This is a genomic window from Lysinibacillus sp. (genome assembly GCF_032093475.1).
GTDB classification, from domain to species: Bacteria; Bacillota; Bacilli; order Bacillales_A; family Planococcaceae; genus Lysinibacillus; species Lysinibacillus irui.
On the sequence record NZ_DAMDAY010000012.1, the window covers coordinates 24,550 to 50,029 of the forward strand.

The 25,480-nt window shown below is 37.2% G+C and carries 25 protein-coding genes and 1 pseudogene; 3 read left to right on the forward strand and 23 right to left on the reverse strand.

Going from position 1 to position 25,480, the window contains the following annotated elements:
• Positions 1–13 precede the first annotated feature (13 nt).
• From hisG to lplA, 17 genes are all read right to left on the reverse strand, one after another.
• Positions 14–658, reverse strand: a complete 645-nt coding sequence (hisG, locus tag RT445_RS04925; protein WP_274794397.1) for an ATP phosphoribosyltransferase — start codon at positions 656–658, stop codon at positions 14–16.
• A complete protein-coding gene (locus RT445_RS04930) occupies positions 651–1,823 on the reverse strand; it encodes an ATP phosphoribosyltransferase regulatory subunit (RefSeq protein WP_274794398.1) in 1,173 nt (390 codons plus the stop codon). Before RT445_RS04930 ends, hisG begins: the two co-directional genes overlap by 8 nt.
• A 331-nt stretch (positions 1,824–2,154) precedes the next feature.
• Complete coding sequence (locus tag RT445_RS04935; RefSeq protein ID WP_274794399.1) at positions 2,155–2,697, reverse strand: acyltransferase; 543 nt, start codon at positions 2,695–2,697, stop codon at positions 2,155–2,157.
• 5 nt (positions 2,698–2,702) lie between these two features.
• Complete coding sequence (ppaX, locus tag RT445_RS04940) at positions 2,703–3,344, reverse strand: pyrophosphatase PpaX (protein WP_312506029.1); 642 nt, start codon at positions 3,342–3,344, stop codon at positions 2,703–2,705.
• Between the two features lie 15 nt (positions 3,345–3,359).
• Positions 3,360–4,181: a prolipoprotein diacylglyceryl transferase gene (lgt, locus tag RT445_RS04945; protein WP_312506031.1), complete on the reverse strand. Its 822-nt coding sequence runs from the start codon at positions 4,179–4,181 to the stop codon at positions 3,360–3,362.
• Between the two features lie 51 nt (positions 4,182–4,232).
• Positions 4,233–5,168, reverse strand: coding sequence for an HPr(Ser) kinase/phosphatase (gene hprK / locus RT445_RS04950; RefSeq protein WP_274794402.1), 936 nt, complete (start codon positions 5,166–5,168; stop codon positions 4,233–4,235).
• Between the two features lie 122 nt (positions 5,169–5,290).
• Positions 5,291–5,608, reverse strand: coding sequence for a cytochrome c551 (cccB, locus tag RT445_RS04955; RefSeq protein ID WP_274794403.1), 318 nt, complete (start codon positions 5,606–5,608; stop codon positions 5,291–5,293).
• A gap of 48 nt (positions 5,609–5,656) precedes the next feature.
• On the reverse strand, positions 5,657–6,499 hold the full coding sequence (locus RT445_RS04960) for a YitT family protein (RefSeq protein ID WP_274794404.1): 843 nt from the start codon (positions 6,497–6,499) through the stop codon (positions 5,657–5,659).
• 169 nt (positions 6,500–6,668) lie between these two features.
• On the reverse strand, positions 6,669–7,898 hold the full coding sequence (locus tag RT445_RS04965; protein WP_312506033.1) for an EAL and HDOD domain-containing protein: 1,230 nt from the start codon (positions 7,896–7,898) through the stop codon (positions 6,669–6,671).
• Positions 7,899–8,047: 149 nt separating this feature from the next.
• Positions 8,048–8,692, reverse strand: a complete 645-nt coding sequence (locus tag RT445_RS04970; RefSeq protein WP_274797377.1) for a VTT domain-containing protein — start codon at positions 8,690–8,692, stop codon at positions 8,048–8,050.
• Between the two features lie 252 nt (positions 8,693–8,944).
• Positions 8,945–10,492: a fatty acid--CoA ligase family protein gene (locus tag RT445_RS04975; RefSeq protein WP_312506034.1), complete on the reverse strand. Its 1,548-nt coding sequence runs from the start codon at positions 10,490–10,492 to the stop codon at positions 8,945–8,947.
• A gap of 142 nt (positions 10,493–10,634) precedes the next feature.
• On the reverse strand, positions 10,635–12,569 hold the full coding sequence (locus RT445_RS04980) for an ABC transporter permease (protein ID WP_313469947.1): 1,935 nt from the start codon (positions 12,567–12,569) through the stop codon (positions 10,635–10,637).
• Positions 12,541–13,317, reverse strand: coding sequence for an ABC transporter ATP-binding protein (locus tag RT445_RS04985; protein ID WP_312506035.1), 777 nt, complete (start codon positions 13,315–13,317; stop codon positions 12,541–12,543). The genes RT445_RS04980 and RT445_RS04985 overlap by 29 nt, the downstream gene beginning before the upstream one ends.
• Positions 13,318–13,329: 12 nt before the next feature.
• Positions 13,330–13,755 (reverse strand): hypothetical protein, encoded by a 426-nt coding sequence (locus tag RT445_RS04990; RefSeq protein ID WP_312506037.1) that lies wholly within the window; start codon positions 13,753–13,755, stop codon positions 13,330–13,332.
• Positions 13,756–13,766: 11 nt separating this feature from the next.
• Positions 13,767–14,750 carry a sensor histidine kinase gene (locus tag RT445_RS04995; protein WP_274794410.1) on the reverse strand — a complete coding sequence of 328 codons (984 nt, stop codon included), beginning with the start codon at positions 14,748–14,750 and terminating at the stop codon, positions 13,767–13,769.
• Positions 14,750–15,454 carry a response regulator transcription factor gene (locus RT445_RS05000; RefSeq protein ID WP_312506040.1) on the reverse strand — a complete coding sequence of 235 codons (705 nt, stop codon included), beginning with the start codon at positions 15,452–15,454 and terminating at the stop codon, positions 14,750–14,752. Before RT445_RS05000 ends, RT445_RS04995 begins: the two co-directional genes overlap by 1 nt.
• 100 nt (positions 15,455–15,554) lie before the next feature.
• Complete coding sequence (gene lplA / locus RT445_RS05005; RefSeq protein ID WP_312506041.1) at positions 15,555–16,547, reverse strand: lipoate--protein ligase; 993 nt, start codon at positions 16,545–16,547, stop codon at positions 15,555–15,557.
• A gap of 144 nt (positions 16,548–16,691) precedes the next feature.
• Here lplA and yhfH point away from each other — a divergent pair, with 144 nt between their 5' ends.
• Positions 16,692–16,817, forward strand: a complete 126-nt coding sequence (gene yhfH, locus RT445_RS05010) for a protein YhfH (RefSeq protein ID WP_004230455.1) — start codon at positions 16,692–16,694, stop codon at positions 16,815–16,817.
• A gap of 220 nt (positions 16,818–17,037) precedes the next feature.
• Here yhfH and RT445_RS05015 read toward each other — a convergent pair whose 3' ends face one another.
• The 6 genes from RT445_RS05015 to RT445_RS05040 all read right to left on the reverse strand — a co-directional run bounded on the left by RT445_RS05015 (position 17,038) and on the right by RT445_RS05040 (position 23,617).
• Complete coding sequence (locus RT445_RS05015) at positions 17,038–19,227, reverse strand: YhgE/Pip domain-containing protein (protein WP_274794413.1); 2,190 nt, start codon at positions 19,225–19,227, stop codon at positions 17,038–17,040.
• A 132-nt stretch (positions 19,228–19,359) separates the two neighbouring features.
• Positions 19,360–19,932: a TetR/AcrR family transcriptional regulator gene (locus RT445_RS05020; protein ID WP_274794414.1), complete on the reverse strand. Its 573-nt coding sequence runs from the start codon at positions 19,930–19,932 to the stop codon at positions 19,360–19,362.
• Between the two features lie 120 nt (positions 19,933–20,052).
• On the reverse strand, positions 20,053–20,577 hold the full coding sequence (locus RT445_RS05025; RefSeq protein WP_274794415.1) for a FixH family protein: 525 nt from the start codon (positions 20,575–20,577) through the stop codon (positions 20,053–20,055).
• A gap of 3 nt (positions 20,578–20,580) precedes the next feature.
• Positions 20,581–21,969 (reverse strand): sensor histidine kinase, encoded by a 1,389-nt coding sequence (locus RT445_RS05030; protein ID WP_312506044.1) that lies wholly within the window; start codon positions 21,967–21,969, stop codon positions 20,581–20,583.
• Entirely contained in the window at positions 21,966–22,649 is a 684-nt protein-coding gene (locus RT445_RS05035) for a response regulator transcription factor (RefSeq protein ID WP_274797378.1), read from the reverse strand. Before RT445_RS05035 ends, RT445_RS05030 begins: the two co-directional genes overlap by 4 nt.
• Positions 22,649–23,617 (reverse strand): YncE family protein, encoded by a 969-nt coding sequence (locus RT445_RS05040; protein ID WP_312506047.1) that lies wholly within the window; start codon positions 23,615–23,617, stop codon positions 22,649–22,651. The genes RT445_RS05035 and RT445_RS05040 overlap by 1 nt, the downstream gene beginning before the upstream one ends.
• A 177-nt stretch (positions 23,618–23,794) precedes the next feature.
• On the opposite strand from RT445_RS05040, the gene RT445_RS05045 reads away from it, so the two are divergent.
• Together RT445_RS05045 and RT445_RS05050 are read left to right on the forward strand one after the other, a co-directional pair.
• Complete coding sequence (locus RT445_RS05045) at positions 23,795–24,880, forward strand: glycosyltransferase (RefSeq protein WP_312506048.1); 1,086 nt, start codon at positions 23,795–23,797, stop codon at positions 24,878–24,880.
• Between the two features lie 188 nt (positions 24,881–25,068).
• Positions 25,069–25,480: pseudogene (locus RT445_RS05050) on the forward strand (collagen-like protein); the annotation flags it as partial.

Here is a 25,480-nt window from a genome sequence, read left to right on the forward strand (position 1 = left end):
CCCTTATATGTAACTAAATTTGATTATTTTTGTGCTCATTCACACATTTTTTCAATCGCTTGACAAGATCCATAATACGCTCACCCTTCATACGATAACTTACAGGGTTTGCTATTAATCGTGAAGAAACGGCAGTAATAAATTCGTACTCTACTAAACCATTTTCTTTTAGTGTACGCCCAGTAGAAACAATATCGACAATACGATCCGCTAAACCAATCATCGGTGCTAATTCAATAGATCCATTAAGTTCGATAATTTCTACTTGCTCTCCAATTCCCTTATAATATTTCATAGCGATATTCGGATATTTCGTAGCAATTCGAGGTGCAATTTCATTCATTGATGTATTTGGCAAACCTGCAGATGCGATATAGCAATTACTAATTTTTAAATCGAGTAATTCATGAACCTCACGCTGCTGTTCTAACAAAACATCCTTTCCAGCAATCCCAATATCAGCAACACCATGTTCAACATAGACAGGAACGTCCATTGGCTTTGATAAAATAAAGCGAATTTTTTCCTCTGGTATTTCAATCATTAATTTACGTGACATTTCTACTTCTGCTGGTAAATTAAAACCTGCCTCTAATAGCATTCGATAGGCCTCTTCAAAGATTCGCCCTTTTGGCATTGCAATCGTTAATTCATTCACTGCCAATTTCCTCCTGTCCTACAACCACCACTTCTGTAAAGTAAGCTAAATAGGCTGCTTCATCTACTAGGCTGCTACGTAACTGTAAAGTAGCCAATTTCCCTGCTGCTCGCAATGCTTTGACCTTTAACAATGCTGCCTCGAATTGTTCTTCCTCAAAGAGCACAACGGTTGCTTCCTGTTGTTTCTCTGACTCCCCATTTAACGTTTCTAATAATCGGTCAACTCGAATGCTAAAACCTGTCGCACCAACCTTTGAACCAAATACCCCTAGCAAGCCATCATAACGGCCACCATTCCCTAACGGAAAACCGCTCCCTACCGCAAATACTTCAAAAAGCATGCCAGTGTAATAGCTCATATGACTCGAAAGTGTGAAATCAAAAGTAACATGTTCAGCTAAGTCAGCCATTTCTAGTAGCTGAGCAAGCTGCTGCATATACTCTAACGCATCATTTTTACGTACATATTTTTCAATATCCCGAATATCCCTTACATTCATTGCTTCTTCTATAAACTGGAGGAGAGCATCGGTTTTAGCTTTTGGCAAATCAAATGACTCCACCGCTTCTTCAAACCCTACATAATTCCGTTGGACAAGCAAAGCTCTTAGTATTGCTTGTTGCTCGTTACTCTCTGTGTAATCTTGTAAAATGCAATGAAGGATGCCTGCATGACCAATTGTCACTTTAAATTCCTCTAATTTAAAATGCTTCAATAGCTCCATTGCTGTAACAATGACTTCTGCATCAGCAAATACGGATTGATCACCTATTAACTCAATCCCCATCTGGTCGAACTCTGCTGGTCTTCCTCCCTCAGCTTCTTGAGCACGAAAAACACTTGCGAAATACGCAAGGCGTAGTGGAATCATTTCTTTCAATAATTTCGATGTTGCTACTCGAGCAATAGGCGTTGTCATATCTGGTCGCAATACTAGTGTGTTCCCCTGACTATCCACCAATTTAAATAAATGAGCATCCGCTATCGCTGAAGCTTTCCCGACCGTATCGAAATATTCCACAGCAGGTGTTTTAATAAACTCATAACCCCTTTTATATAAAAAGTCTCTGCCTGCATGTCTAACGGCTTCAACCTTCTCATAGATTTGCGGGAATGTATCACGCATTCCAAGTGGTTTTTCAAACATTTTTAATGAAGACATATGGTCACATCCTTATATCACACTTTAATTCACTAGAGTATTAGAGAATTAGATTATGAAAGAATTCTAACTTATTTTGCTTAAACAGTCAACGTTATCTTCTCTATTTTCACAATCTTTAAATACTTATTTTTCTGTTAATTATATACATTGTATGGTGTACGAACCCATAACATCATTTCTTTAAATTTAAACAATATGTGTATTTGGACTATATTATGACGAAGCACTTTCATGGACCATCACAATAAAAGCTATGCCTACAAGTGTTCTGGATAGCCTTTATACTAAAAAAACTCACGAAGTATGTCTCCATACAACGTGAGTTTTTCTACTTTTGTGGCGTACTCCACTCTACAACTTCATTACGCTTACGCTCTGCCATTTGTTCAGCAGTATAAATAATTCTCATAGGGTTTCCTCCTGCTAAACAACCTGCTGGTACATCCTTATGTACGAGGGAGGCGGCTGAAACAATAGCACCATCTCCAATTGTTACACCAGGTAAAATCGTTGAATTTGCTCCAATCATGACTTCATTACCAATATGAACATCACCTAAACGGTATTCTTCTATTAAATATTCATGCGCTAAAATGGTCGTATTAAAACCAATTACCGTATTTTCTCCAATGAAAATACGTTCAGGAAACATAGTGTCTGGCATAACCATCAACGCTAATGAAGTTCGCTCGCCAATTGTCATATTTAAAAATGTACGATATAACCAGTTTTTCACACGTAAAAATGGTGTGAAGCGTCCGATTTGAATGACAATGAAACACTTCATCACCTTCCAAAAGGACACCGTGTCATAAATATTCCAAAGCGAATTAGCTCCTTCAACACGGTAACGTTCTGTTTTACGCGCCATCTAACTTACCCCTCTTTCACAATATCAAATAAATCCGTCATATGCTGAAGCATATATTCTGGTTGATATTGCTGTAAGTATGCCTCACCTTTAATCGCCCAAGCAACACCTGCTGCTCTTACTCCTGCACGATGACCCGCTTCAATATCATGCGAATTATCTCCAATCATAATTGCGTCTTCCTTGTCTATCCCTAAGCGCTCCAAAGCTAGTAGGACTGGCTCTGGATCAGGCTTTACATTTTTCACATCGTCTGTGCCAATACGGACATCAAATAGATTTGTAGCACCTAGTATTGAAAGTCCTCGATCAATGGTATCATTACGTTTCGTCGAAACAATGGCCAAGCGAATACCTTGTGCTTTTAATTGTTCTAGCGTTGTTACTACATCAGGGTATTGGCTCACAAGTTCATCATGATGTTCTATATTCCAAGCGCGATATTTTGCTATTAAAGCCTCCTCTTCACCTGGAGCAATGTCATTAAATGTCTGTTTCAGGGATGGACCAATGAATTTCAAGCAGTCTTTTGGCGAATATTGCCCGGGAAATCGCTCATTTAACACATGCATAAATGTTTGAATGATTAAATCATTTGTATTAAGTAAAGTTCCATCAAAGTCGAATAGTAGAGCTTTTACAGCCATATTTTTTACATCCCCTTATTTGTTTTCCAAGTATTTCACGGCTGGTTTTACCTTTATTCTGCGATAAATAATCGCTCCAAGTCCAACGATAATCCCAATAATAGATACAACCTGCGCTGAGCGTAAATCGCCTACAAGATACAGACTATCTGTACGCATTCCTTCAATAAAGAAACGACCAATTGAATACCAAATTAAATAACTAAAGAAAATTTCCCCACGATTTAAATTTACTTTGCGTAAAACAAGTAAAATAATAAGCCCAATAAGGTTCCAGACGGATTCATATAAAAACGTCGGATGTACATACGAACCTAATTCTTCGATATACATTTGATTGATAATCCAATCTGGCAGCATGAGATTTTCTAAAAATGCTTTAGATACCTCTCCACCATAGGCCTCTTGGTTCATAAAGTTGCCCCATCGACCAATAATCTGACCGATTAAAATACTTGGTGCTGCAATATCCGCTACTCGTAAAAAGCTTACATTTTTTATACGAGTATATATGTAAGCTGTGACAAATGCCCCGATGAGGGCACCATGAATGGCAATACCGCCATTCCATATTTCAATGATTTTCCCGGGATTTTCACTATAGTAATCCCATCGCATTGACACATAGTAAATACGTGCACAGATGATGGATATTGGCACTGCCCATAATAACAAGTCTGCAAGGAAGTCTTCAGGCAATCCTCTCTTAACAGCCTCTCTCTGCCCGACAACATAGGCTAAAATGATTCCCGACACAATCAGCAATCCATACCAACGCACTGGAATTGGCCCTAAATGGAAAGCAATCGGGTTAATCTGTAATAGTAATAAATCCATCTTCTACCCCTCTCAATATGTCATTAATCATGGATGGTTTGTTTGTTTGTATTAATCGTCTAACACATCATTCGACGAAATGACTTCATCTAAGCGTCTTGAAAATTCCTCAGCTGCATTAACTCCCATTTTCTTCAAGCGATAATTCATCGCAGCTACTTCAATAATAACGGAGACATTGCGCCCTGGGCGTACTGGGATTGTTAATTTTGTCAGCTCAGTATCAATTATTTTCATTTTCTCTTCTTCTAAGCCTAATCGATCATAAACTTTTTGCGGGTCCCAAATTTCCAGCTCAATGATCAGTGTAATACGTTTATATGGACGCACTGCACTCGCACCAAATAGTGTCATAATGTCAATAATCCCAATACCACGTATTTCTAATAAATGCTCCAACAAAGGTGGTGGACTACCAATTAATAAGTTTTCCGATTCTTGACGAATTTCTACACAGTCATCTGCTACTAATCGATGACCCTTTTTTACAAGCTCAAGTGCTGTTTCACTTTTACCTACGCCACTTTTCCCAATAATTAAAATACCAATTCCATACACATCGACGAGTACACCATGGGCTGCTGTCATTGGTGCTAGGCGTCCCTCTAAGTAGTTTGTCAATCTACTCGAAAATTTTGTTGTCGTCATATGTGTTTTAAAAACTGGAACATGCTTTTCGTTGGAAGCTTGTATAAGCTCCTCTGGCACTTCTAAATCTCGAGAAATAATAATAGCAGGCGTATCTTGCGAACAAAGCAAACGCATACGCTCTAGCTTGACATCTGCTGGCAGCATTTCAAAAAAAGATAGCTCTGTTTTGCCAAGCAATTGTACACGATTAGCAGGATAATGTGTAAAATAACCTGCCATTTCAAGTCCAGGTCTTGAAATATCACTTGTCACTATTGTTCTGCCGATCCCTTCCTCACCAGCTAATAACTCTAACTTAAATTTCTCCATAACATCTCTTGTTAATACTACGACCAATGAAAAAGCCTCCAATCAATGGATAAGGTTCTCCTTATTTTAGCATGTCTATGTATAAAAGAAATGTATTTACTCTTAACAAAAAAACTAGCGGCTCTCCAGTCCGCTAGTTTTGAATAGTATTATTTCTGAGTAGCTAACCATTTAGCAACTGCCTCAGCATCTGCCCCTTTAACAACTCCAGGAGGCATGCCACCTTTACCATTATTAATAATATCTAAAATTTCTGATTCTGATAAACGAGAACCTACATCGTTTAATGCTGGTCCAGTCGCACCTTGTAGCTCGCCACCATGACAAGAAACACAAGATTTCATAGCGATTGCTTCACCATCCGGAGCAGCGGCACTTTCATTGTTAGTTGCCTCTTTATCTCCGCCGCCACATGCAGCTAAAAAGATTGCTGATCCGAACACTAATGTTAACATTGCTTTTTTCATTAGTACCCCTCCTCATAATAATTATCTTACGCCGCCATTATACCAAAATTATGCACGTTTGAAACCTTCTCCTAATACCTCATACGCATCAGAAACGATAACAAACGCTGATGGGTCAACGCTTTTAATGAGTTGTTTCAGCTTTGTGAATTCTGTTTGATAAACAACAACCATAAGAACTGGTCGTGCTTCTCCCGTATAACCTCCGATGGCTTGTAACTTCGTGACTCCACGATTGATTTCAGCATAAATGGCTTGCCGAACTTCATCTTGTTTCACCGTAATAATATAGACCATTTTAGATTGACTAAAACCTAGCTGAATGATATCAATTGTTTTTGTCGTTACATAAAGTCCAATCAAGGCATACAAACCTTTCTCTAAATCAAAAACAACTGCTGCACTAATCGCAATGATTCCATCTATTAATAGCACACTCGTACCAAGCGATAATCCAGTAAATTTCGTAATGATTTGCGCTAGTAAATCAGTGCCACCAGTTGAAGCATTCCCTTTAAAGACCAGTCCTATTCCTAATCCAACAACAATTCCACCAAAAAGAGCTCCAAGTAAAGAATTATCAGTCCAAGGTTCCCAGCTATTTGTTAACAAGACAATAAACGGTAACGTAATCGTACCGATAAATGATTTAATACCAAATTTTTTGCCCAGCAACAACACTCCAGCAATAAATAGTGGAATATTAAACGCATATTGAACAATTCCCGGATTCCAACCAAATAAACCATGCAAAATCGTACTAATTCCACTGACCCCACCTGAAGCGACTTGATTTGGTAATAAAAAGACATTAAAACCAATAGCTATTATTGCCGCTCCTACTATCACATACACATACTCCACAATGCTTTCTCTCACATCATGCTTCATTTCCCCACGCCCACTTCAACTATCAGAATTTTTTAAAGACGTGATGATTATAGCAAATACTTTTCACATTGAGAACTTCATCTTGATGAAGAAAGCACTGTCTTGTAGACATACAAAAGAAGCTAACTCACCTGAAAATAAGATAGCTTCTTAACAAGAGTACAGTCATTTAAAATGATTTTTCTGCCCATTCCATGGCCTCATAATATAATTGATCAATATCAACTAATTGGATATTCAATTGTGTAGCTAGCTCCTCTAATCGCTCCCAGTCTAATTTACTTAAAGCGATACTAAACTCCAAATAAGGTGTCATGTCCGTTTCATTACCTAATATTGTATTCGTGATATCCTCCGAAAATGGAAGCTGGTGTAGAATAGCTTCCATCGGTCTTTGAAGTAATGTATCAATTAGTGAAAACATGCCCACTAAGAAATATTCCGAGAAATTCTTTTTGTAGGAAAGCTTCGCTAATTTCTCACAGACCTTTGCACGGAATAAAGATGTACACATCACTTCTTTAAATAAATCAGAGTCGGCATCTATATCCATTTCTCGCATAGCCAATAAATAAATCCATTTTCGTAAATTCGAAATCCCAAGGAGGACAATGGCTTGTTTAATAGAGCGTACTTTAGATTTTGAGCGCTTAGAAGAATTATTAATCATTTGTAATAATTTATACGTCAATGAGATGTCCCGTTCAATATTTTCTGCTAGTAGTTGAATATTTGGCTCTTCTTCTTTTAGTAATGAGATGATATGAATGTATTGGATCGTATTCGCTGGAATGTCTGTTGCGTGTATTATTTGAGGTTGTTCAAAAAAATAGCCTTGAAACAATACATACCCAGAGGATTTAGCCACTTCAAATTGATGGCGAGTTTCTACTTTTTCAGCGAGTAATTGAATATGTGGAAATCTTTCCTTTACTTCACTTTCAATCTCCATTCTTTTTACGATAGATGAAGCTAAAAAGTCTACTTTAATATAGTCGACTTGTTCGAACAGTTCATCATAAACTTCTACATGTTCTTCCATAATAAAATCATCTAATGCTATTTGGAATCCATGTTTTTTCAGCTCAATCACCCGTTCAACTAACTGTGGGGTAAGCGGAACATCTTCTAATATCTCAATCACAACCTGTGAGGGATTTAAAAATTCATGAATTGAGCTCATCAATAAGTTTTCTGTAAAATTAACAAAACCCGGTTTACCTTTTGTTACTTCTTCAAAACCAATTGAAAGAAATGAGTTCACAAGTACGTCAATAGTTGCTGCATCTGAATCAACCATTGGAAAGGCATTTACGTTTTTGCCACGATATAATAATTCATACGCAACAACCTGCTCATGAAGATTAAAGATAGGCTGTCTGCCAATAAATACTTCCATTTCGATACCCCCATTTCTCCATATTCTAGTAATTCTAAGTATAGCATTTTTTACAACCTGATGCTTATACTTCAATATAATTTAACACGGTCCTACTAATCCAAAAAAAGACAGTCCAAGTGATTTTTTCATCACAAGGACTGTCCTTATTATTTACCAACTTTGGATTTAATGGCTCCGATTACTGCAGGTACAACAGAGATAAAGATAATCAATATAAGTACTATTGAGAAGTTATCTTTGATAATAGGAATATTCCCAAAGAAATAGCCTAGTAATGTACAGCTGAAAACCCATAAAACGGCACCAAGAATATTATAAAGAAGGAAGTAGCTATAGTTCATTTTACTTGCACCGGCTACAAACGGAATGAATGTACGAATAAATGGCATAAAACGGGCTATAACAATCGTTTTCCCACCATGAGTATTAAAGAATTTTTCTGCTGCCTCCATGCGTTCTTTCTTCACAACTCTGCCAAGAAGGCTCTTTGGAGGTATAGATGTTCCTACCTTATGACCAATATGATAGTTCATCGTATCTCCTAAAATAGCTGCTGCTAAAAATACAGGGATTAGAATCCACATATCAAAGGCTCCCATTGCAGCTGCTAGTGTACCACTTGCAAATAGCAATGAATCACCAGGTAAGAACGGGAAAATAACAACGCCTGTCTCTACAAAAACAATCGCAAATAAAATAAGATAACTCCAATTGCCAAAATCACGAATAATTTCTTCTAAATGTACATCAATATGGATAATAAAGCTTATTAACTCTTTAATGAGTTCAATCATGTTTTTGTATGCTCTCTTTCAATAGTATTTTTACTAAAAGCTTTGACGTAGCTCCACATCAAAGGGTTCCAAGTTTTGTACGTCTTTTTACATTACTTCCTCACTATATGACAAGCTCTTGAAAAGTATGTAGAAGATTTCACAAGTTTGATTTTATCACTTACAGATAGTTACGCTCAACTGATTTTACTATTATACGAATAATGTACAAAAAAAGAGCTACCATTTTTCAATAGTAGCTTTTCTCGTTTAAACTTTTTCTTTTAATGAACGACGTAGTATTTTTCCTGTCGTGTTCTTCGGAAGTTCGTCTAAAATCTCGATTACTTTTGGAACTTTATACTTTACCATATGCTTAGCACAATAAGAAAGGAGGTCCTCTGTAGACGTGGCTGCTACTTCTTTTAGTACAACATATGCATGAACGGCTTCCCCTAAGTTAGGATCTGGGAACCCTACAACTGCTGCCTCCACAATATTATTATGGGTAAACAAGACTTCCTCCACTTCTCGAGGATAAACATTATAGCCCCCAACAATAATCATATCTTTTTTGCGATCAACAATATAAAAATACCCTTCCTCATCTACTCTTGCTAAATCTCCTGTATAAAGCCAGCCATCCCGTATCGCCATCGCTGTTTCTTCTGGCATTTTATAATAGCCCTTCATTACGTTAGGACCACGTACAATTAGCTCCCCTACTTCGCCAACAGGCACTTCCTGACCGTTCACATCAACCACTTTATTCTCTACATTACTAATGGAAGTACCAATAGAGCCGGCTTTTCGATCACGATCTAGCGGATTAAAGCATGTAACGGGTGAAGCTTCTGATAAGCCATACCCCTCGGACACACGCACATTAAATTTCTGCTCGAAATTATGTAATAGTGCAACAGGTAAAGAGGCACCACCTGAAATGGCCAAACGAATTGTCGAGAAATCTTCTGGATTGCCCTCAGGTAATTGATATAAGAAATTATACATAGTTGGAACACCAGCAAATACTGTTGCTTTTTGTTCTCTCGCTAGTGCAAAAATTTCTGTAGGACTAAATCTTGGTGTAAGTAAAACTGTAGCTCCGCTTAATAAAGGCGCATTGACTACAACCGTTAAGGCAAATACATGGAATACCGGTAAAGTAGCGATAACACGATCATCCGCCTTAATTCCTAAATAATGGGCAACATCACGAGCATTTGAATAGACATTGCCATGTGTCAGCATGGCACCCTTTGGACTGCCTGTTGTACCAGAAGTATACAAAATGATAGCATTATCGTCATCTGCAACTTCAATAGGCTGTAAAGATTGAGAAGCATTAGCGATAATTTGTGTAAATAAATGTGTCTTTTCTTGTGCTTGTGGTGATAAAGCAGCCACTTTTTCTACTACATCTGGCGTTGTTTCACAAATAACGAATGATGCTACTTGCGGAAAAGCTTGTACACCCTTTTCAACAAGTGGTAGCAAAGCATCCAGCGCAATAACTACTTTTACATCCCCATTATGCAAAATATATGAAATTTCATCAGGTGTATAGATTGGATTGACTGGTATTGCTGTTGCCCCTAAGCGCATTGTTGCATACAAAGCAATTAAATAATGAGGCGTATTGCCGAGTAAAAACGCCACATGTTCCCCTTTTTCAACGCCTAAATCTTGTAACCCCTTTGCAAAGCGACCAACTGTAAGCTCAAATTCCCCGTAAGTAGTATCCTTCCCCATAAAATGATACGCAACTTTTTCCGGTTGTTCTGTTGCCTGTTGGTGAACACGTGAAACTAAATTCAATTACACCATCCCCTTATCGTATAAAATGAATCGTTATTCAGTAATATTATATAAGAAATATATCTAAAAGACAATGAGTCTTTTTATTTCATGTCGTAAATTACGTCAAATAATTCATTTTTTGCTCTTTTAAACAAATACATCATGAACGAATATGAGAGATGTAGCGCCAACGAATTAAATAAAAATAGACGACTTGTATTAACACAAAAAAGCCAAAAGCAAAGAACACTTCTTTTACAATCGAAATATTTGCATTGTCTCTCAAAATGCCTTGAACCATTAGAAAAGCAAAGGCACTATGCATCATCGCGACACCCCATGGTAAGAAGAATTGAGGAAATAAATGACGATTAACAAGCTTTTTAAGCTCTGCATCGGTTAAACCCATACGCTTTAATACATCAAATTTGCGCTTTTCTCGTTCAAGTGACGTATGCAATTTGAAATAGATAAAGCTCCCAGCTGCAAGTAGAAAGACAGTGGCAACTAAAACACCTACTAATGTAAAGAGTGAGTAGGTAGCTAGTATATAAGAATAATTTAATCCAGCATTCTCAAAGTAAAAAGGACTAAATTTATCCTTCTTAATAAAATACAAATTAGACTCTAGATAATCTATATTTTTACCGATTTCCTTAGTCTCCATCCACTGTGGAATCACAAACGTAAATAAATGATAGCTTGGTTGAATAATGTCTTGATCAGCAATTGGACGAACAAGCTTAGCAAAATCTTCATCACTGATGACGATGGAATTGACACTTACAATCGAACCAGGGAATACTATTTTTGGATAGACACTATCAATCGTTATCGGTATATTATTTTCCTCTAGCACGGTATGCACGATTCTATTTTTTAATTTTTTTAGTGAATCCTCTGAATAAGGGATAAACACTGCCTCTCCAGATCCTAAATTCAACAAAGGATAGCTGTAAGAAGAAAGTAAGACATTCATATCGGACTCTCGAAAGACCTCAACCTCATTGCGTGTAAAAGAAGAGGTTTGCTTCACTACAATAAAACGAGAAAGCTGATAGGATAAACCCTTCTCCTCTAATTGTAGCCTTAATGAATTGATATGCTCTCGTTCATATGGATTATCGACATCCCCTTTATAAACGAGCCCCAATGGATTTAGCCGATCATATTGGGTTGTATAGGAGGACATAGTCGCTAAAACACCAACAGATAAAAATGCAAGGGTTGATACCATCGTTACAACGAAAAACATTTTTACATTATCCATCATAATATGAGTTTGTTCAGCAAGAGATAGTAGACGATACCGCTGCCAATGATATTTGCGTTTTCCCCGGGCTAAATCTAAAAAGCAAGGAACGGAATCACTAAAAAAATAATATGTTCCAAATGTTGCGGAAAATGGGATTAACAGGGTTAAACCGATCAAAGAAGTATGTCCTACAACAAACGCTAAAATATATGTCGTTAAAATTAAAGCAACACCATAGACAGCTCGGATTTTTGAATAGGTAGCTAGGCTATTTAAATAATCACTACCTTTTAAAAGATCACGTAATTTTCGCTCTCGTGTGAAGTACACACTAATAAATGAAATTACTACAAACGCACTTGTGAACACTCCAATTGTCAGTAAAAATGGCTCCCAGGAAACGTAAAGGGGTAAATCATCTAAATGCAAAATTTCTCGTACAATCATAAAAAAGAATTTAGAAAACGAGAAGCCAAACACAATCCCTACAATGATGGAGCCAGATCCAATGATCATTGTTTCTAAAAAAACAAGTCGATTCATCTGGCGCTTTTCCATTCCCAAATGCAATAAAATGGCGAATTCTTGGGATCTAGCCTCTAAAAAGGCACTCATGGAATAATATAAAAAGAATAATGTAAAGAGGACGAGTACAATTTCTGCACCCACCATTCCTATCAGGGATACTTCGCCTAATATCCCTCGTTCAATATCTGGATGAAACATTAACATGGAATAGATAAAAAATACAGCCACCGAAAAAAAGCTTGCCATGAAAAAGGCACCATAGATACGGCTGTTCCGCACGACATTACGGTAAGCGAATTGTCGAAAGGTCACCTACTTGCCCTCCTCCTAGTAAGCTCAAAACATTTAATATGCGTTGGAAAAACATTTGACGACGATCATCACGATAAATTTCATTGAAAAATTCACCATCTTTAATGAATAACACTCGATCACAATAGCTTGCTGCAATCGGATCATGCGTGACCATCACAATCGTTGTTTGTTTCTCACGATTAACTTTCGTTAAAAGTTCTAGCACATCACGTGAAGAATTCGAATCTAAATTACCCGTTGGCTCATCTGCTAAAATAAGGCTAGGATTATGAATAAGTGCTCGCCCAATGGCAGTTCTTTGTGCCTGTCCACCAGAAATTTCATTTGGACGTTTATGAAGAAAAGAAGTTAAGTCTAGCTTTTCAACAATACTAGCTAGACGTCCCTCCATTACTTCTAGCGGCTGCTGATCTAAAGTTAATGGCAGCACGATATTTTCTTCAACCGTCAGCATATGCAAAAGATTGAAATCTTGAAAGACAAAACCGAGCTGTCTTCTTCTGAAGTAAGCAAGCTCTGTTGCATTCAGCTTATGTGGATTCATTCCATCCAGTATGATTTCTCCACTTGTCGGTTCATCAATGGTTGAAATAATATTCAGTAATGTTGTTTTACCGCTTCCTGAAGGCCCCATAACAGCTAGAAACTCACCTTCTTCAACATCAAAGCTCAATTGATTTAAAGCACGGTGCGTGACCTTACCTTCATACACTTTCGTCACATCTTTAATTTGTAAAATAGGCATCCTTCATTCACCTTATTTCTTCATTAATTCTAATGGCTGTGGTAAAAGCCACTCTAATACTACCTCAAAGCCAATTTGAAAATGAGGCTCTATCAATGCCATTACGGACTCTTCCTCTACCAAACTAAAGCAATGTTCTCCAATAATGACATCCCAAGCATCCATTTCTCCATCTACAATCTCACCACATACCGTATAATACCCACTGTACATAATCTTTTGACCTTCGACAGGAAATGCATTCAATAATGTCGGTTGTTGTAAGTTTAACCCAAGCATATTTGAAAAATGCAGTAGTTCTACGCCTAGCTTTTCATTTGCTATGAGGAAATTTTGATAAGCTAATGTATCTCCATGTTGCATATGAGTCATATAAAGAGCTTTTGTTTTCTCCTTATCAATCGTTAATACCCAATCTTCAATACGTACTTCTACCATTCTAGCGCCCCCTAGTTTGTAAATGTAACAGTCACAATCGTCCCTTTTCCTACCTCTGACGTAATAGCCAAATCATGTCCTAGTTTTTCACAGATTTCTTTGGCTAAATACAGGCCCATCCCAGTAGATTCCCCTGTTTTTCGCCCATTTTCCCCGGTAAAAAAGGCCTTCGTCACACGTGACAGATCGGAAGCTGGAATTCCAATTCCCTCATCACAAATGGCTAGCTGTACAAAGTCATCCTTCGTTATGGCAGAAATTGTAATTTTTTTATTGGCTTCAAAGGTATATTTCACAGCATTTGTAATAAATTGTCCTAGAATGAAGCGAAGCCATTTTGAATCACTCGCAACAATAAGATTATCGTCTATATGAATTTCTGGGAAAACTCTTTTCGTAATAAATAAACGTTTATTTTCATTAACAGTTGCAGTAACAATTGCTTTAAGCACAACCTGCTCAACTTGCATATCGTCCTCAAAATTTTCTAAACGCGCATTGACTAGTACCATGTCCAAGCCTCTACGCAAGCGATCTATTTCCTCCTGTATATTCTTTTTATCAAGAGGTCGGTCATCCTGTAATAATAGCTCCATTACAGAAATTGGTGTTTTCATTTGATGTACCCATTGATTCATAAACTGATCATGTCTCTTTTGACTGGCATATAATGCATGTAGCTCATGCTGATAAAGACGATACAATTCATGCATATATTTCTCAGTTTGCATAGCTTCTGGGGTCTTCGCATTTTTTTGGAGCACATCCTCCATCGCTGTTGGAAGCTGGGTTATTTTCACTAAGTATCGTTGTCGCATTAAATAACGGACAAGTAAAAAGGAAGCTAATAGTACAAGGCTAATACAAAAGGAATATATAGCCGTATCAATATTTCGGAAACCGTCTAGTCCATAGATGACCATGATAAAGCCAACTAATAAAAGCTGGAACACTATAAATGAAGCATAATCACGTAAAAATAATTTCCAGCCCACTACAGTTCACCCGCACTTAATATAAATCGATAACCAGCGCCACGTACGGTTTCAATAGTTGAAGATATGTTATAATCGGTTAATTTTTTACGTACTCGGGTCATATTAACATTCAATGTGTTCTCATCAACAAATGCCTGATCGTCCCACAGCTCCTCTAAAAGTTGCTCACGTGTCACGACTTTTGGCGCATTCCCCATCAGTAATTCTAGAATGATACATTCTTTTTTCTGAAGTGGAATTTCTAAATCATTTTTATGTAGCTCCATTCTTTCTAAATGAAGTACAAGCTGTCCTTGCTTAATTGTCCGCTCCTCTTGCCTTGCTGCATACTCACCATATGTACGGCGTAGATGACTGCGAATTTTAGCTAAAACAATCTCATAGTTGAACGGCTTTGTAATGAAATCGTCTCCCCCATTTTCAAGTGCGAAAATTTGGTCCATTTCTCCTGAGCGAGCAGAAATAAAAATAATTGGGCACGTTGTATGCTGGCGTAGCTGACGACACCAATAGTAGCCATCATAGGCTGGTAAATTTATATCAAGCAGCACCATATGTGGATTAAATGCTGTAAATTCTTCAATAAGATGATCAAATTCTTGAATTGTTGCAACTTCGTATTGATATTTTCTAAGCGTTTCCGCTAGTAACGATGCAATTTTAACATCATCTTCGACTATGAATATTCGATGTTTTTCCATATCAACACTCCTTTCTTTCTATATTGTATCAAAAAAAGGTTCGACGACATAATTGTCAGCGAACCTTTAGGCTAAAATAGTACACGAAACCGAATTTTCCTTAATAAATTAATTGTAAAAAGTCCTCAGTTGATATTCCACCAAAATATGTAGGAATATCAATGTCTGCTAATACATTAGCAATGGCCGCTCGATCATAGTTTGTCCCAATTAGGCGCTGCTCTATATCAGCCATATCACCTACACCGAAGAAATCACCAAAAATATGTGCTTCTTCAATTACTCCATGGTTCACTTCTAGGCGGATGTCAATACCACCTGTTGGGAAACGATGTGTTTTTTGAATGTTAAAGCGCGGTGATTTCCCAAAGTTCCATTCCCATGTTTGATAACGCTCTGCTGATAGCTTGTGAATATTTGCCCAATCTTCCTCTGTTAACTCATAATAACGAATATTTTCTTCTCCACCGAAAATGGATTTCAAAATCTCAAGGCGAAACTCTTCTATCGTCATGTTCTCCTTTAAAAACTCTGAAATGTTTGCTACTCGGGAACGTATAGATTTAATACCTTTCGATTCAATCTTATCCTTTTTGACTTTTAATGCAGAGACAACCGCATCAATTTCTGTATCGAACATCAATGTGCCGTGGCTGAACATACGCCCTCTTGTAGAAAACTGAGCATTTCCAGAAACTTTACGCCCCTCTGCAAGAATGTCATTGCGTCCTGAAAGCTCTGCATTGACACCCATTTTTGCTAGAGCATCTACCACTGGCTGTGTGAATTTTTTATAATTCATAAAACTATTGCCATCATCATTTGTAATAAAGCTGAAGTTAAGATTCCCTAAATCATGATAAACAGCTCCTCCCCCTGATAAACGGCGCACTACAATAATGCCATTGTCCTCTACATAGTCTGTATTGATTTCCTCAATTGTATTTTGGTTTTTCCCGATGATGATGGACGGTTGATTGATGTAAAAAAGAAGCACAGGCTCTTTCTCAACGTCCATTGTTTTTAACAAATACTCCTCAATAGCAAGATTAATACGTGGATCATGGATCCCTTTATTATCAACGAAAATCATAGTTTACGTTTCCTCCTTCACAAAATATCCATTTTAATTTTAACGTAAATTAGGCATTTTGTGTTGACGAAACGCATCTGTTATAATACACTAGAAAATATAGAAACAGTAATAGTACAGATGAACTTAAAGGAGGAGTCCACAATGTTAGAAAACGTAGTTGAATTTTTCAAGAATTTACCTGCAAAGCAATGTACTGAGTGCGGTGAAAAGATGGAAGAACAAAGCGAATGCTACAGCAACACTTGTGAAAAATGTAACCACCTATAAGCATTTGCCTATTCTGTAATTGTCATATACGTGCCCCACACGTAGCAATATTGACACCCTTCATCATATTTTGATGAACCCTTAATTAAATCTCTTACACTTACAAAACACCAGCTGATACGCTCATATCAGCTGGTGTTTTATGTTGTCGATAAGATTCAATGACAATCCTTTAACATGAACAAAAAGCACTCACCAACTTTGGTGAGTGCTTTATGAATTAGTTTTCTTCTGCTACTTTAGAGTAACGTTTATTGTGAAGTAGCATGAAGTAACCGAAAGTGATCGCTAAGAATGCTACTAAGAATCCAGCTAGAACACCATAGTTTTGCATTAAGAATGATGTATCGCCAGTAGAAATGCTTGATTTAAATGCTTGAACCGTATATGTCATCGGTAATAGCTTGTTAAATACTTGTAATGGTGATGGGATTAATTCTAGTGGGAACGTACCTGCACTTGTTGTTAATTGTAAAATTAACACGACAATTGCCATGAAACGTCCAGGGTCACCAAAAATTGAAACTAGCATTTGAATTAAAGCTAAGAATACATAGCTAGTTAATAATGCTGTTACGATAAAGTAGCCCATGTTATTCACTTCAAGTCCTAGACCCCATTTAACAATAACTACCGTTAACAATGTTTGTATTAAACCTACAACTGCTAATACAGTTACTTTACTTGTAAACCAAGTTGCTCCATTTTTTGGGCGAATTGCTGGTTCAACAAGTGGGAACACAATCGAAATTAATAATGCTCCTACGAATAAGCCAAGAGAAATGAAGTATGGTGCGAAACCTGTACCATAGTTAGGAACATGGTTAACAGATTCTTTTTCAACTTCAACTGGACTACCTACCATATCATAAGTGTCTTGATTTGCTTTTACTTCATTTGCTTTTTCACTTGCTTCACCTAATTTGCCAGATAAAGTAGATGTACCATCTGCTAATTCAGTAGAACCATCTGCAAGTGTTGCTGAACCCTGTGCTAGCTCACCAGATTTTGACGCAAGTGTAGAAGTACCTTGATTTAATGTTGTTGTACCACTCGCTAATTCATTTAATCCTGATGCTAACGTTTTTGAACCTGTTACAGCCGTATTCACACCAGCGTGTAATTCACCTAATTTTGCCGCTAATGTCGCATTACCTGCTTGTAAGCCTTTGGCACCTTCCATTAAAGCACTGCTTTTCGCTGTTAATGCATTAGCCCCTGCTAATACTTCTGCTTGACCTGCTGCAATTTGACTTGCACCAGAGCTTACTTGATTAGCACCCGCTTGAAGTTTTTCTGTTCCAGCAGATAATGATGATAAACCATTATGCACACTAGCACTTCCTGCTTGTAGTTCTGTTAATGTTTGTTTTAATACAGCTGCTTGCTCTTCAGGCATTGAAGCCATCATACCTTGTAATTGATTTGCTAGAGCTGTAATACCTTCTTCAACTTTTGCAGAACCAGCTGTAAGTTGATTTGCTGCACCGTTTAAGGCACCTGCATTTTCAGCAATAGATGCTGCCCCTGCACTAATTTGTTGTTGTTTGTCGTTTAAAGTATTTAAACCTGCACCAACTTTTGCAACACCTTGTGTGTATTGCGATAACCCTTGTTCTAGACTAGAAGCACCATTTGCCGCTTGCTGTGCACCTTGTTGTAATTGAACAGTACCATCTTGTAGTTTGACTAAACCACTAGATAAATCATTCGCACCTTTTGCAGCATCTCCAGCACCTTTTGTTAGTTTATCTGTTCCATTAGATAATTCAACTGTACTTGATGCCAATTGCTCTAAGTACCCTTTTAAATCTTTTGCACCATTTGCTACTTTTTGTGCACCCTCATCTAGCTTATGGGAGCCATCTGCCGCCTCTGTAAAGCCATCTCCAAGTGTTGCAATAGAGTCAAATAATTTTTCAGCATAAGTCGCTGATACTTGTGCATTTACTTCTGCCCGTACACGATCCATGGCTGTTTCACCAATTTGAGCACCAAGGAAGTTTAGTCCCTCGTTTGGAATGTAATTCATCACTAATTTTGATGGTTTGTCATCTAATAGCGTTGTAGCATGTTCAGAGAAATTTGTTGGAATTTCTAGAATCATATAATAATCACGACCATTTAAACCTTTTTCAGCCTCATCCTTTGAAACTTCTATAAAGTTAAATTGTTCGCTATCCATCAACTTATCGACTAAGGTGTTCCCTAAATCTAATTTAACGCCATCCATCTCAGCACCAGTATCTTCATTTACAACAGCTACTGGTAGATTAGGCAGCCCTGCATAAGGATCCCAAAACGCCCATAAAAACATACCTGCATACATTACTGGGATAAAGAGCACAGCAATGATTGAGACAAGCATTTTTCTCGTTTTAAAGATCTTCAGCCATTCAGCTTTAATCATATAATATCCTCACTCCTAAACTATTTGACCGAAAACGTCATTTGGTCATTTTCATTCAAAAAAAATAATCAACCTCAACAATTTTGCAAAAACTTACTGGATTCAATATTTCTTTATCTGTTAATAATCGAATCAATTTACGATTAAGCCTCGAAAAATGGTTTCCTTAAAAAGATTAAGAATCTTCTCTTCAGGAATCACATCACCGTGTAACTCATGCCAATCGACAACAAAAGCAAGATATGCCTTTAACAATAAGTAACTAACAAGCTCTGCATCACATTCTCTAATTTCACCTTTATTAATACGTCTTTGTATTAACTCTGCAACATACGATAAAATTTCTGTCTCTATCTGTAGTAGCACCTGTTTAACAGCTGGTGTTCGTAATTCTTTTTCTTCTTCGATAAGCTTTGCAAATAAAAGATGTTTTTCACGGAACTGTAGCATTTTCATTAAAGCATTATGCGCATTATCCATAAAGCTTGCTGATGCATCCAACACTGCATCCGCTTCCGCCTTCATTTCACGTACAAGTGACATTGCAATCTCTTGAAATAAAATTTCTTTATTTGCAAAGAATGTATAAATCGTACCTTTACCGACATTGGCAATTTTCGCCACTTGCTCCATCGTCGTAGCCTTGTAGCCAAACAATGTAAAAGATTTTGCAGCTGCTTCAATAATTTCCTGCCTACGATCCATTAGTAACATCCTTTCTTGTTGGGTTATGTACATCTAACGTACACTTCATAAAAATGACCAGAAAACCATTTCGGTCATCTGGTCATTATCATATTCCTATTTTATAAAAAAAGCAAGCGTTTAATGATGATTTTTTTCATCTTTTTTTTCGTCTTCATGTTCTGTATTATCTGACGAATTATTACTATGATTCATCATGTTATTATCCATGCTGTTATTGGATTTTTCATCCTCTGGTAAAACCTGTGTCATATCAGGGCTTCCAGCAATAATTTGTTGCTTTGGCATATTATGAACACCGTTTGCTGTAGTATGTGCATACATATAGTAAACACCGTCATGATCAAATGTTGTCGATGCTTTATAAACACCATCTTTTTCTAATTTCCCATTAATCATTTGTCCTTCATCACGTTTCCCTGATTCCCAAACCTCAAACTCTACCACAGCATCATCAACATTTTGCCCACCTTGTTCTACATGTGCTGCCAGCTCAATTGTTTCATTAAGCGATACTTCTTTTGGTGTTAAAATTTCTACATCTGGAATTTGCGGCACTTCTGGTTCTGGTAAAGCCTCTTTTTTTTCTCCACATCCTACTAATAATGTAGGTACTGCAATTAGTGCGAATAACCATCTTTTCATCTTTTAATCCTCCATTAATGGCAACTGTATCTTAACAGTTGTGCCTTTTTCTACAACACTTTCAATTTCTAACGATCCCTGTAACTGCTTTAGTAGCTGTTCAACAATGGATAATCCTAATCCACTACCACCGTCTGCACGACTCCTTGCTTTGTTAACTCGATAAAATCGCTCTGTGACATGTGCTAAATCCTCGGACGGGATACCGATACCATAATCCTTAATGGTAATGAGTGCACTCCCCGTCTTTTCAACAGCAACAATTTCCACAATAGAATTTTCATATGAGTAATTAATCGCATTTTCAATAATGTTAATAAAAATTTGCTTTAGCTTTACTTCATCAGCTTCAATAATTAGCGCATCATCTACATCCACATGTAATGTTATGTTCTTTTTATCTGCTTGATGTGTTAGTATTTTTTGAACTTCCCTTAAAGTCTCACCAAGCGGAATAGGATATAAAGCAATGTCGGTTTGTTCATTTTCTGTTCTTGCTAGTTGAAGTAATTCGTTTGTTAACCTCTCCATTCGATTCGCCTCACGGACAATCAACTGAATAGTTTCTTCTTTTTGGCTTTCTGTAATAATGCCATTTTGCATAGCTTCACTATAGCCTTTAACATAGCTTATTGGTGTCCGTAATTCATGCGAAACTGTTGCCAGAAATGTTTTTTGGGCTTCATCCTCTAGCTGAATCGACTCTGCCATTTTATTAAAGGTACTAGATAATTTACCGATTTCATCCCGTGAATTGACAGGTACACGTGTCTCATAATTCCCGTGGGACATCTGTTCTACTGCACGTTGTAAATCGTTTAATGGTCGCATAATATGTCGAATACCTTTATAAATCAAATAGCTAGCTACCACTAAAAATATAAAGGCACTAATGAACAGGAGAATAACTCCACTATTAGCTAACTCACTAATTTTAGCTAGCGGGAAGTAAATATAAATAATACCCTCTAATCGATTTTGATCTACGAGTGGTATCACTACTGAAATTAGTTGTCGATCAAACCTGGGCTCATAGCCAATTTTTTGCACGTATTTTCCTGATAATAATTTCTGTCTTTCTTCTGGTCCAATCAGTGTCTCATAATCTATATCAAACGGAACACAGGCACTTAACTCCCGAGGATTTCTTACTGCAAATATATTTAAATTTGAATAATCGTTAAATTGTTCAATATCTGCAATAAATTCATCCGTAACCTTGCCATTGTTATACATTGTCTGTAGCTTCAAGCCAACTTCCACCATTGTCTCTTCAGTATCTTGGACATATAAACGTTGATACAAAAAATTTGTGAGAACGTACATAAAGACAACGGTAATGATGAGAAATGCGAAAATCAACAACCAAATGCGAGTAGCAATCTTTTTCATTCGCCAGGATCAAAGCGGTAGCCCACTCCCCAAACGGTTTGAATATGCGCAGCCGCATCCTTTCCAAGCTTTATTCGTAAAGTTTTGATATGGGTATCAACGGTGCGCGTACCACCTACATAATCAATATCCCAAATACGTTCTAATAATTGCTCTCTTGTATAGGCATTACCCGGATTTTTCATAAATAAATGCAACAATTCAAATTCCTTTAAAGTAAGTGGAATACTCTTACCATCAACAGATACTTTACGTGCAATCTCGTCTATTTTAATAGGACCAAAAATTACGTACTTTTGCTGTAGCTCTGTAATATTCGCCCCACTTCTTCTTAAAACAGCATAAATCCTTGCTACAAGTTCATCATGTGTAAATGGCTTAACTATATAGTCATCTCCACCAAGTGTAAGGCCTTTTACCTTATCCTCATTGGCATCACGTGCTGTTAGAAAAATAATCGGTACATTGGACATCGCACGAATACTTTGACAAACAACAAAGCCATCCTCATGGGGCATCATGACATCGAGCAATACTAAATCAATTTTTTCTCGTACGATCACATCATATGCCTCTGTACCATTTGCGGCTGTAAATGTCTCAATATCGGAGTTATTGAGCATCATTTCTATTAATTTACGCATATCCTGCTCATCATCGACTATTAATACAGTTGTCATCATTGTTCCTCCCTTACTAACAGCTGAAAAGCACCTTTTCCTACATCAACTGTTTTTTCCTTCTGGCCGTCCTTTATAAAGTACAATGTATGATCATCATAGCCAGCGACAACAATATAGTTTTTAAACTGGTTTACTACAAATGGATTTGCGCCAACCTCTTGATGCCATTTGATATGGCCATCAAAACTAGCAACATATAACTCATTATGACCATGACTAACAACAAGGACAGCATCTTTTGTCTTTTTTAATCCTACAGGCATCAGAGGCATGTCAATCTCTCCATGCAGTTGGCCAGTAGATAAATCATATTTTTTAACAGAACTATTTGGCTTACTGCCTTCTCCATGTCCACCAATCCACAGCTCATGTGTTTCTTCAAGAATGGCTATTCCATGTGAGGATTTTTGAATGGGCCATTCCTGTTCAATGGACAAATCCTTCATATTTAACACCGATAATTTTGTATCTTTAAAATTTATAACATACAGTTTATCTTGATACGATGCCATAGACATAGGATAATTGCCAAGCTGCTGTGAACCAAGCTCATTTCCTTCTCGATCAAAGCTTGTCACTGTATTGGTTTTACTATTTGTTATAAAAAATTGTTGGATGTTGTCATCATAGTATACATTTGTTGTACCTATCTCTACTTTTTTTGAATAGAGCTTTTCTCCGGTTGATATTGTATAGACGTCAATATTATTTAATTGGTGTCCATACAATAATATTTGATCATTTCCTAATAGTATTGCCCCCGAATAAGCTTTATCAAATAACCATGTTGCAAAAACATTCCCATCCTCATCAATAAAATCTAATGATGGTTCTTGTATGTTTAATGAAGCTATAAAATTCCGATCTCTCTCAATGGGTTCATATGATTTTTCAGCGCAACCCGCTAACCATATTATTTGTAGTAACGAAAAAATGAAGAATGCCCATTTTTTCAACTTTATCACCTCTGCCCCTCTACTATACTTCACAATTGTGAAATTCGGGTGAAACTTGGAAGGTGAATTTATGACAAACCATAAAAATACATTTCACATTTTTTGCGTCGATTCCCTCCGTTCAATCATCTAACCAATTTTTTCTTTGTTACATATAGTACTAAGATAATGGTAAGGAGGTATAACATGATTTCCATCAGCTTATGTATGATTGTAAAAAATGAAGAAGATGTTATTGGTAGATGTCTTGAATCCGTTAAAGATTTAGTAGATGAAATTAATATCGTTGATACAGGCTCAACAGATAGCACGAAACAAGTCGTTGCACAATTTACAGATCGAATTTTTGACTTTAAATGGATTCATCATTTTGCAGCTGCACGGAACTTTTCCTTTCAGCAAGCAACAAAGGAATATATTCTCTGGCTAGATGCGGACGATGTTTTATTAGAGGAAGATCGAGAAAAATTTAAGGCGCTAAAAGAATCACTGACTTCTGATATTGATGCTATTTCAATGAATTATCATTTAAGTTTTGATCATGAAGGTAATGTAGACGCCTTAATAAGAAGATATCGCCTTGTAAGAAGAGATAAGAAATTTCAGTGGATTGGAGCAGTGCATGAATATTTAGAAGTGGGTGGAATGCTGTTTGATAGTGATGTCGCCGTAAGTCACTTACCATTAACGCATGATCATACACGTAATATTGAAATTTATAAGCAACTAGTCGAATCTGGAGAAACATTATCACCACGAGATACATTTTATTTTGCCAATGAATTACTAGATCATGGTTATTATGAAGAAGCCATTCATTATTACGAATTATTTTTAACCTCAAAATTAGGCTGGGTGGAAGATAATATTCGAGCTTGTTTCAAATTAGCAGATTGCTTTTCTCATTTAAACGATACAGAAAAAAACTTCAGTGCTATTTTACGAAGCTTTGAATATGATGTACCTCGCCCTGAAGCTTGCTGCCGATTAGGTTATCATTTCATGGAGCAAAATAGAAATGATGAAGCCATTTTTTGGTACGAACAAGCACTTGTCATTAAACAAAAAACAAACGCTCCTTTTCAAAATAAAAGCTATACTACTTGGCTCCCCCACTTACAGCTTTGTGTGCTTTATGACCGTTTGCAACAATACGAATTAGCAAATGCACACAATGAATTAGCTAGCTCCTTCATTCCGAATGACCCTAAAATTTTACACAATAAAAGGTATTTCGAAAGTATTTTAGCTAATGGACTAGACGATATCTAAATTACACTAGATACTCTAACTTAAGAAATTTAGGCAAATTGTAGCTAAGCATTCTAGTAGAATACATGCTGTTAAAAATAACTCTCGAAGTTTTAAAAATAACTCTATGTTTTAAAGGGAATAAGTAGTTATGTGTCTACCTCCTCTCTCATTCACAGAATACGATACTTGAGAGAGGAGGTGAAACTATGCATTTTGGGAAATTTCTAGATCGAGTTTGTAATAAATGCCATTCCTTTCCCTGTTGTTGTAAAACAGGGCCTATACCAGGTTGTCCAATTTGGCCGGTAAAACCTACCGGTCCTACTGGATGTATTACAGGACCAACTGGACCTACGGGTATGACAGGTGTTACAGGTGTTACAGGGGCTACTGGGGCTACTGGACCTGCTGGCGTGACTGGGCCTACTGGCGCTATTGGACCTGCCGGCGTGACTGGACCTACTGGTGCAATTGGACCGGCTGGCGCTACTGGGGCTACTGGCGGTATCGGGCCTGCCGGCGTGACTGGGCCTACTGGGGCTACCGGAGCGATTGGGCCTGCTGGCGTGACTGGACCTACTGGTGAGATCGGACCTACTGGCGTAACTGGACCTACTG

Excerpts from the sequence above, each read along its gene's own strand:
- RT445_RS04935 (WP_274794399.1), bottom strand. The coding sequence starts at position 2,697 with ATGGCGCGTAAAACAGAACGTTACCGTGTTGAAGGAGCTAATTCGCTT.
- RT445_RS04990 (WP_312506037.1), bottom strand. The coding sequence starts at position 13,755 with ATGGTAGAAGTACGTATTGAAGATTGGGTATTAACGATTGATAAGGAG.
- lplA (WP_312506041.1), bottom strand. The coding sequence starts at position 16,547 with ATGATTTTCGTTGATAATAAAGGGATCCATGATCCACGTATTAATCTT.
- RT445_RS05045 (WP_312506048.1), top strand. The coding sequence starts at position 23,795 with ATGATTTCCATCAGCTTATGTATGATTGTAAAAAATGAAGAAGATGTT.
- RT445_RS04985 (WP_312506035.1), bottom strand. The coding sequence starts at position 13,317 with ATGCCTATTTTACAAATTAAAGATGTGACGAAAGTGTATGAAGGTAAG.
- RT445_RS05015 (WP_274794413.1), bottom strand. The coding sequence starts at position 19,227 with ATGATTAAAGCTGAATGGCTGAAGATCTTTAAAACGAGAAAAATGCTT.
- RT445_RS05000 (WP_312506040.1), bottom strand. The coding sequence starts at position 15,454 with ATGGAAAAACATCGAATATTCATAGTCGAAGATGATGTTAAAATTGCA.
- RT445_RS05025 (WP_274794415.1), bottom strand. The coding sequence starts at position 20,577 with ATGAAAAGATGGTTATTCGCACTAATTGCAGTACCTACATTATTAGTA.
- RT445_RS05020 (WP_274794414.1), bottom strand. The coding sequence starts at position 19,932 with ATGGATCGTAGGCAGGAAATTATTGAAGCAGCTGCAAAATCTTTTACA.
- cccB (WP_274794403.1), bottom strand. The coding sequence starts at position 5,608 with ATGAAAAAAGCAATGTTAACATTAGTGTTCGGATCAGCAATCTTTTTA.
- RT445_RS05035 (WP_274797378.1), bottom strand. The coding sequence starts at position 22,649 with ATGACAACTGTATTAATAGTCGATGATGAGCAGGATATGCGTAAATTA.
- RT445_RS04960 (WP_274794404.1), bottom strand. The coding sequence starts at position 6,499 with ATGAAGCATGATGTGAGAGAAAGCATTGTGGAGTATGTGTATGTGATA.
- lgt (WP_312506031.1), bottom strand. The coding sequence starts at position 4,181 with ATGGATTTATTACTATTACAGATTAACCCGATTGCTTTCCATTTAGGG.
- ppaX (WP_312506029.1), bottom strand. The coding sequence starts at position 3,344 with ATGGCTGTAAAAGCTCTACTATTCGACTTTGATGGAACTTTACTTAAT.
- yhfH (WP_004230455.1), top strand. The coding sequence starts at position 16,692 with ATGTTAGAAAACGTAGTTGAATTTTTCAAGAATTTACCTGCAAAGCAA.
- RT445_RS05030 (WP_312506044.1), bottom strand. The coding sequence starts at position 21,969 with ATGAAAAAGATTGCTACTCGCATTTGGTTGTTGATTTTCGCATTTCTC.
- RT445_RS04965 (WP_312506033.1), bottom strand. The coding sequence starts at position 7,898 with ATGGAAGTATTTATTGGCAGACAGCCTATCTTTAATCTTCATGAGCAG.
- RT445_RS04930 (WP_274794398.1), bottom strand. The coding sequence starts at position 1,823 with ATGTCTTCATTAAAAATGTTTGAAAAACCACTTGGAATGCGTGATACA.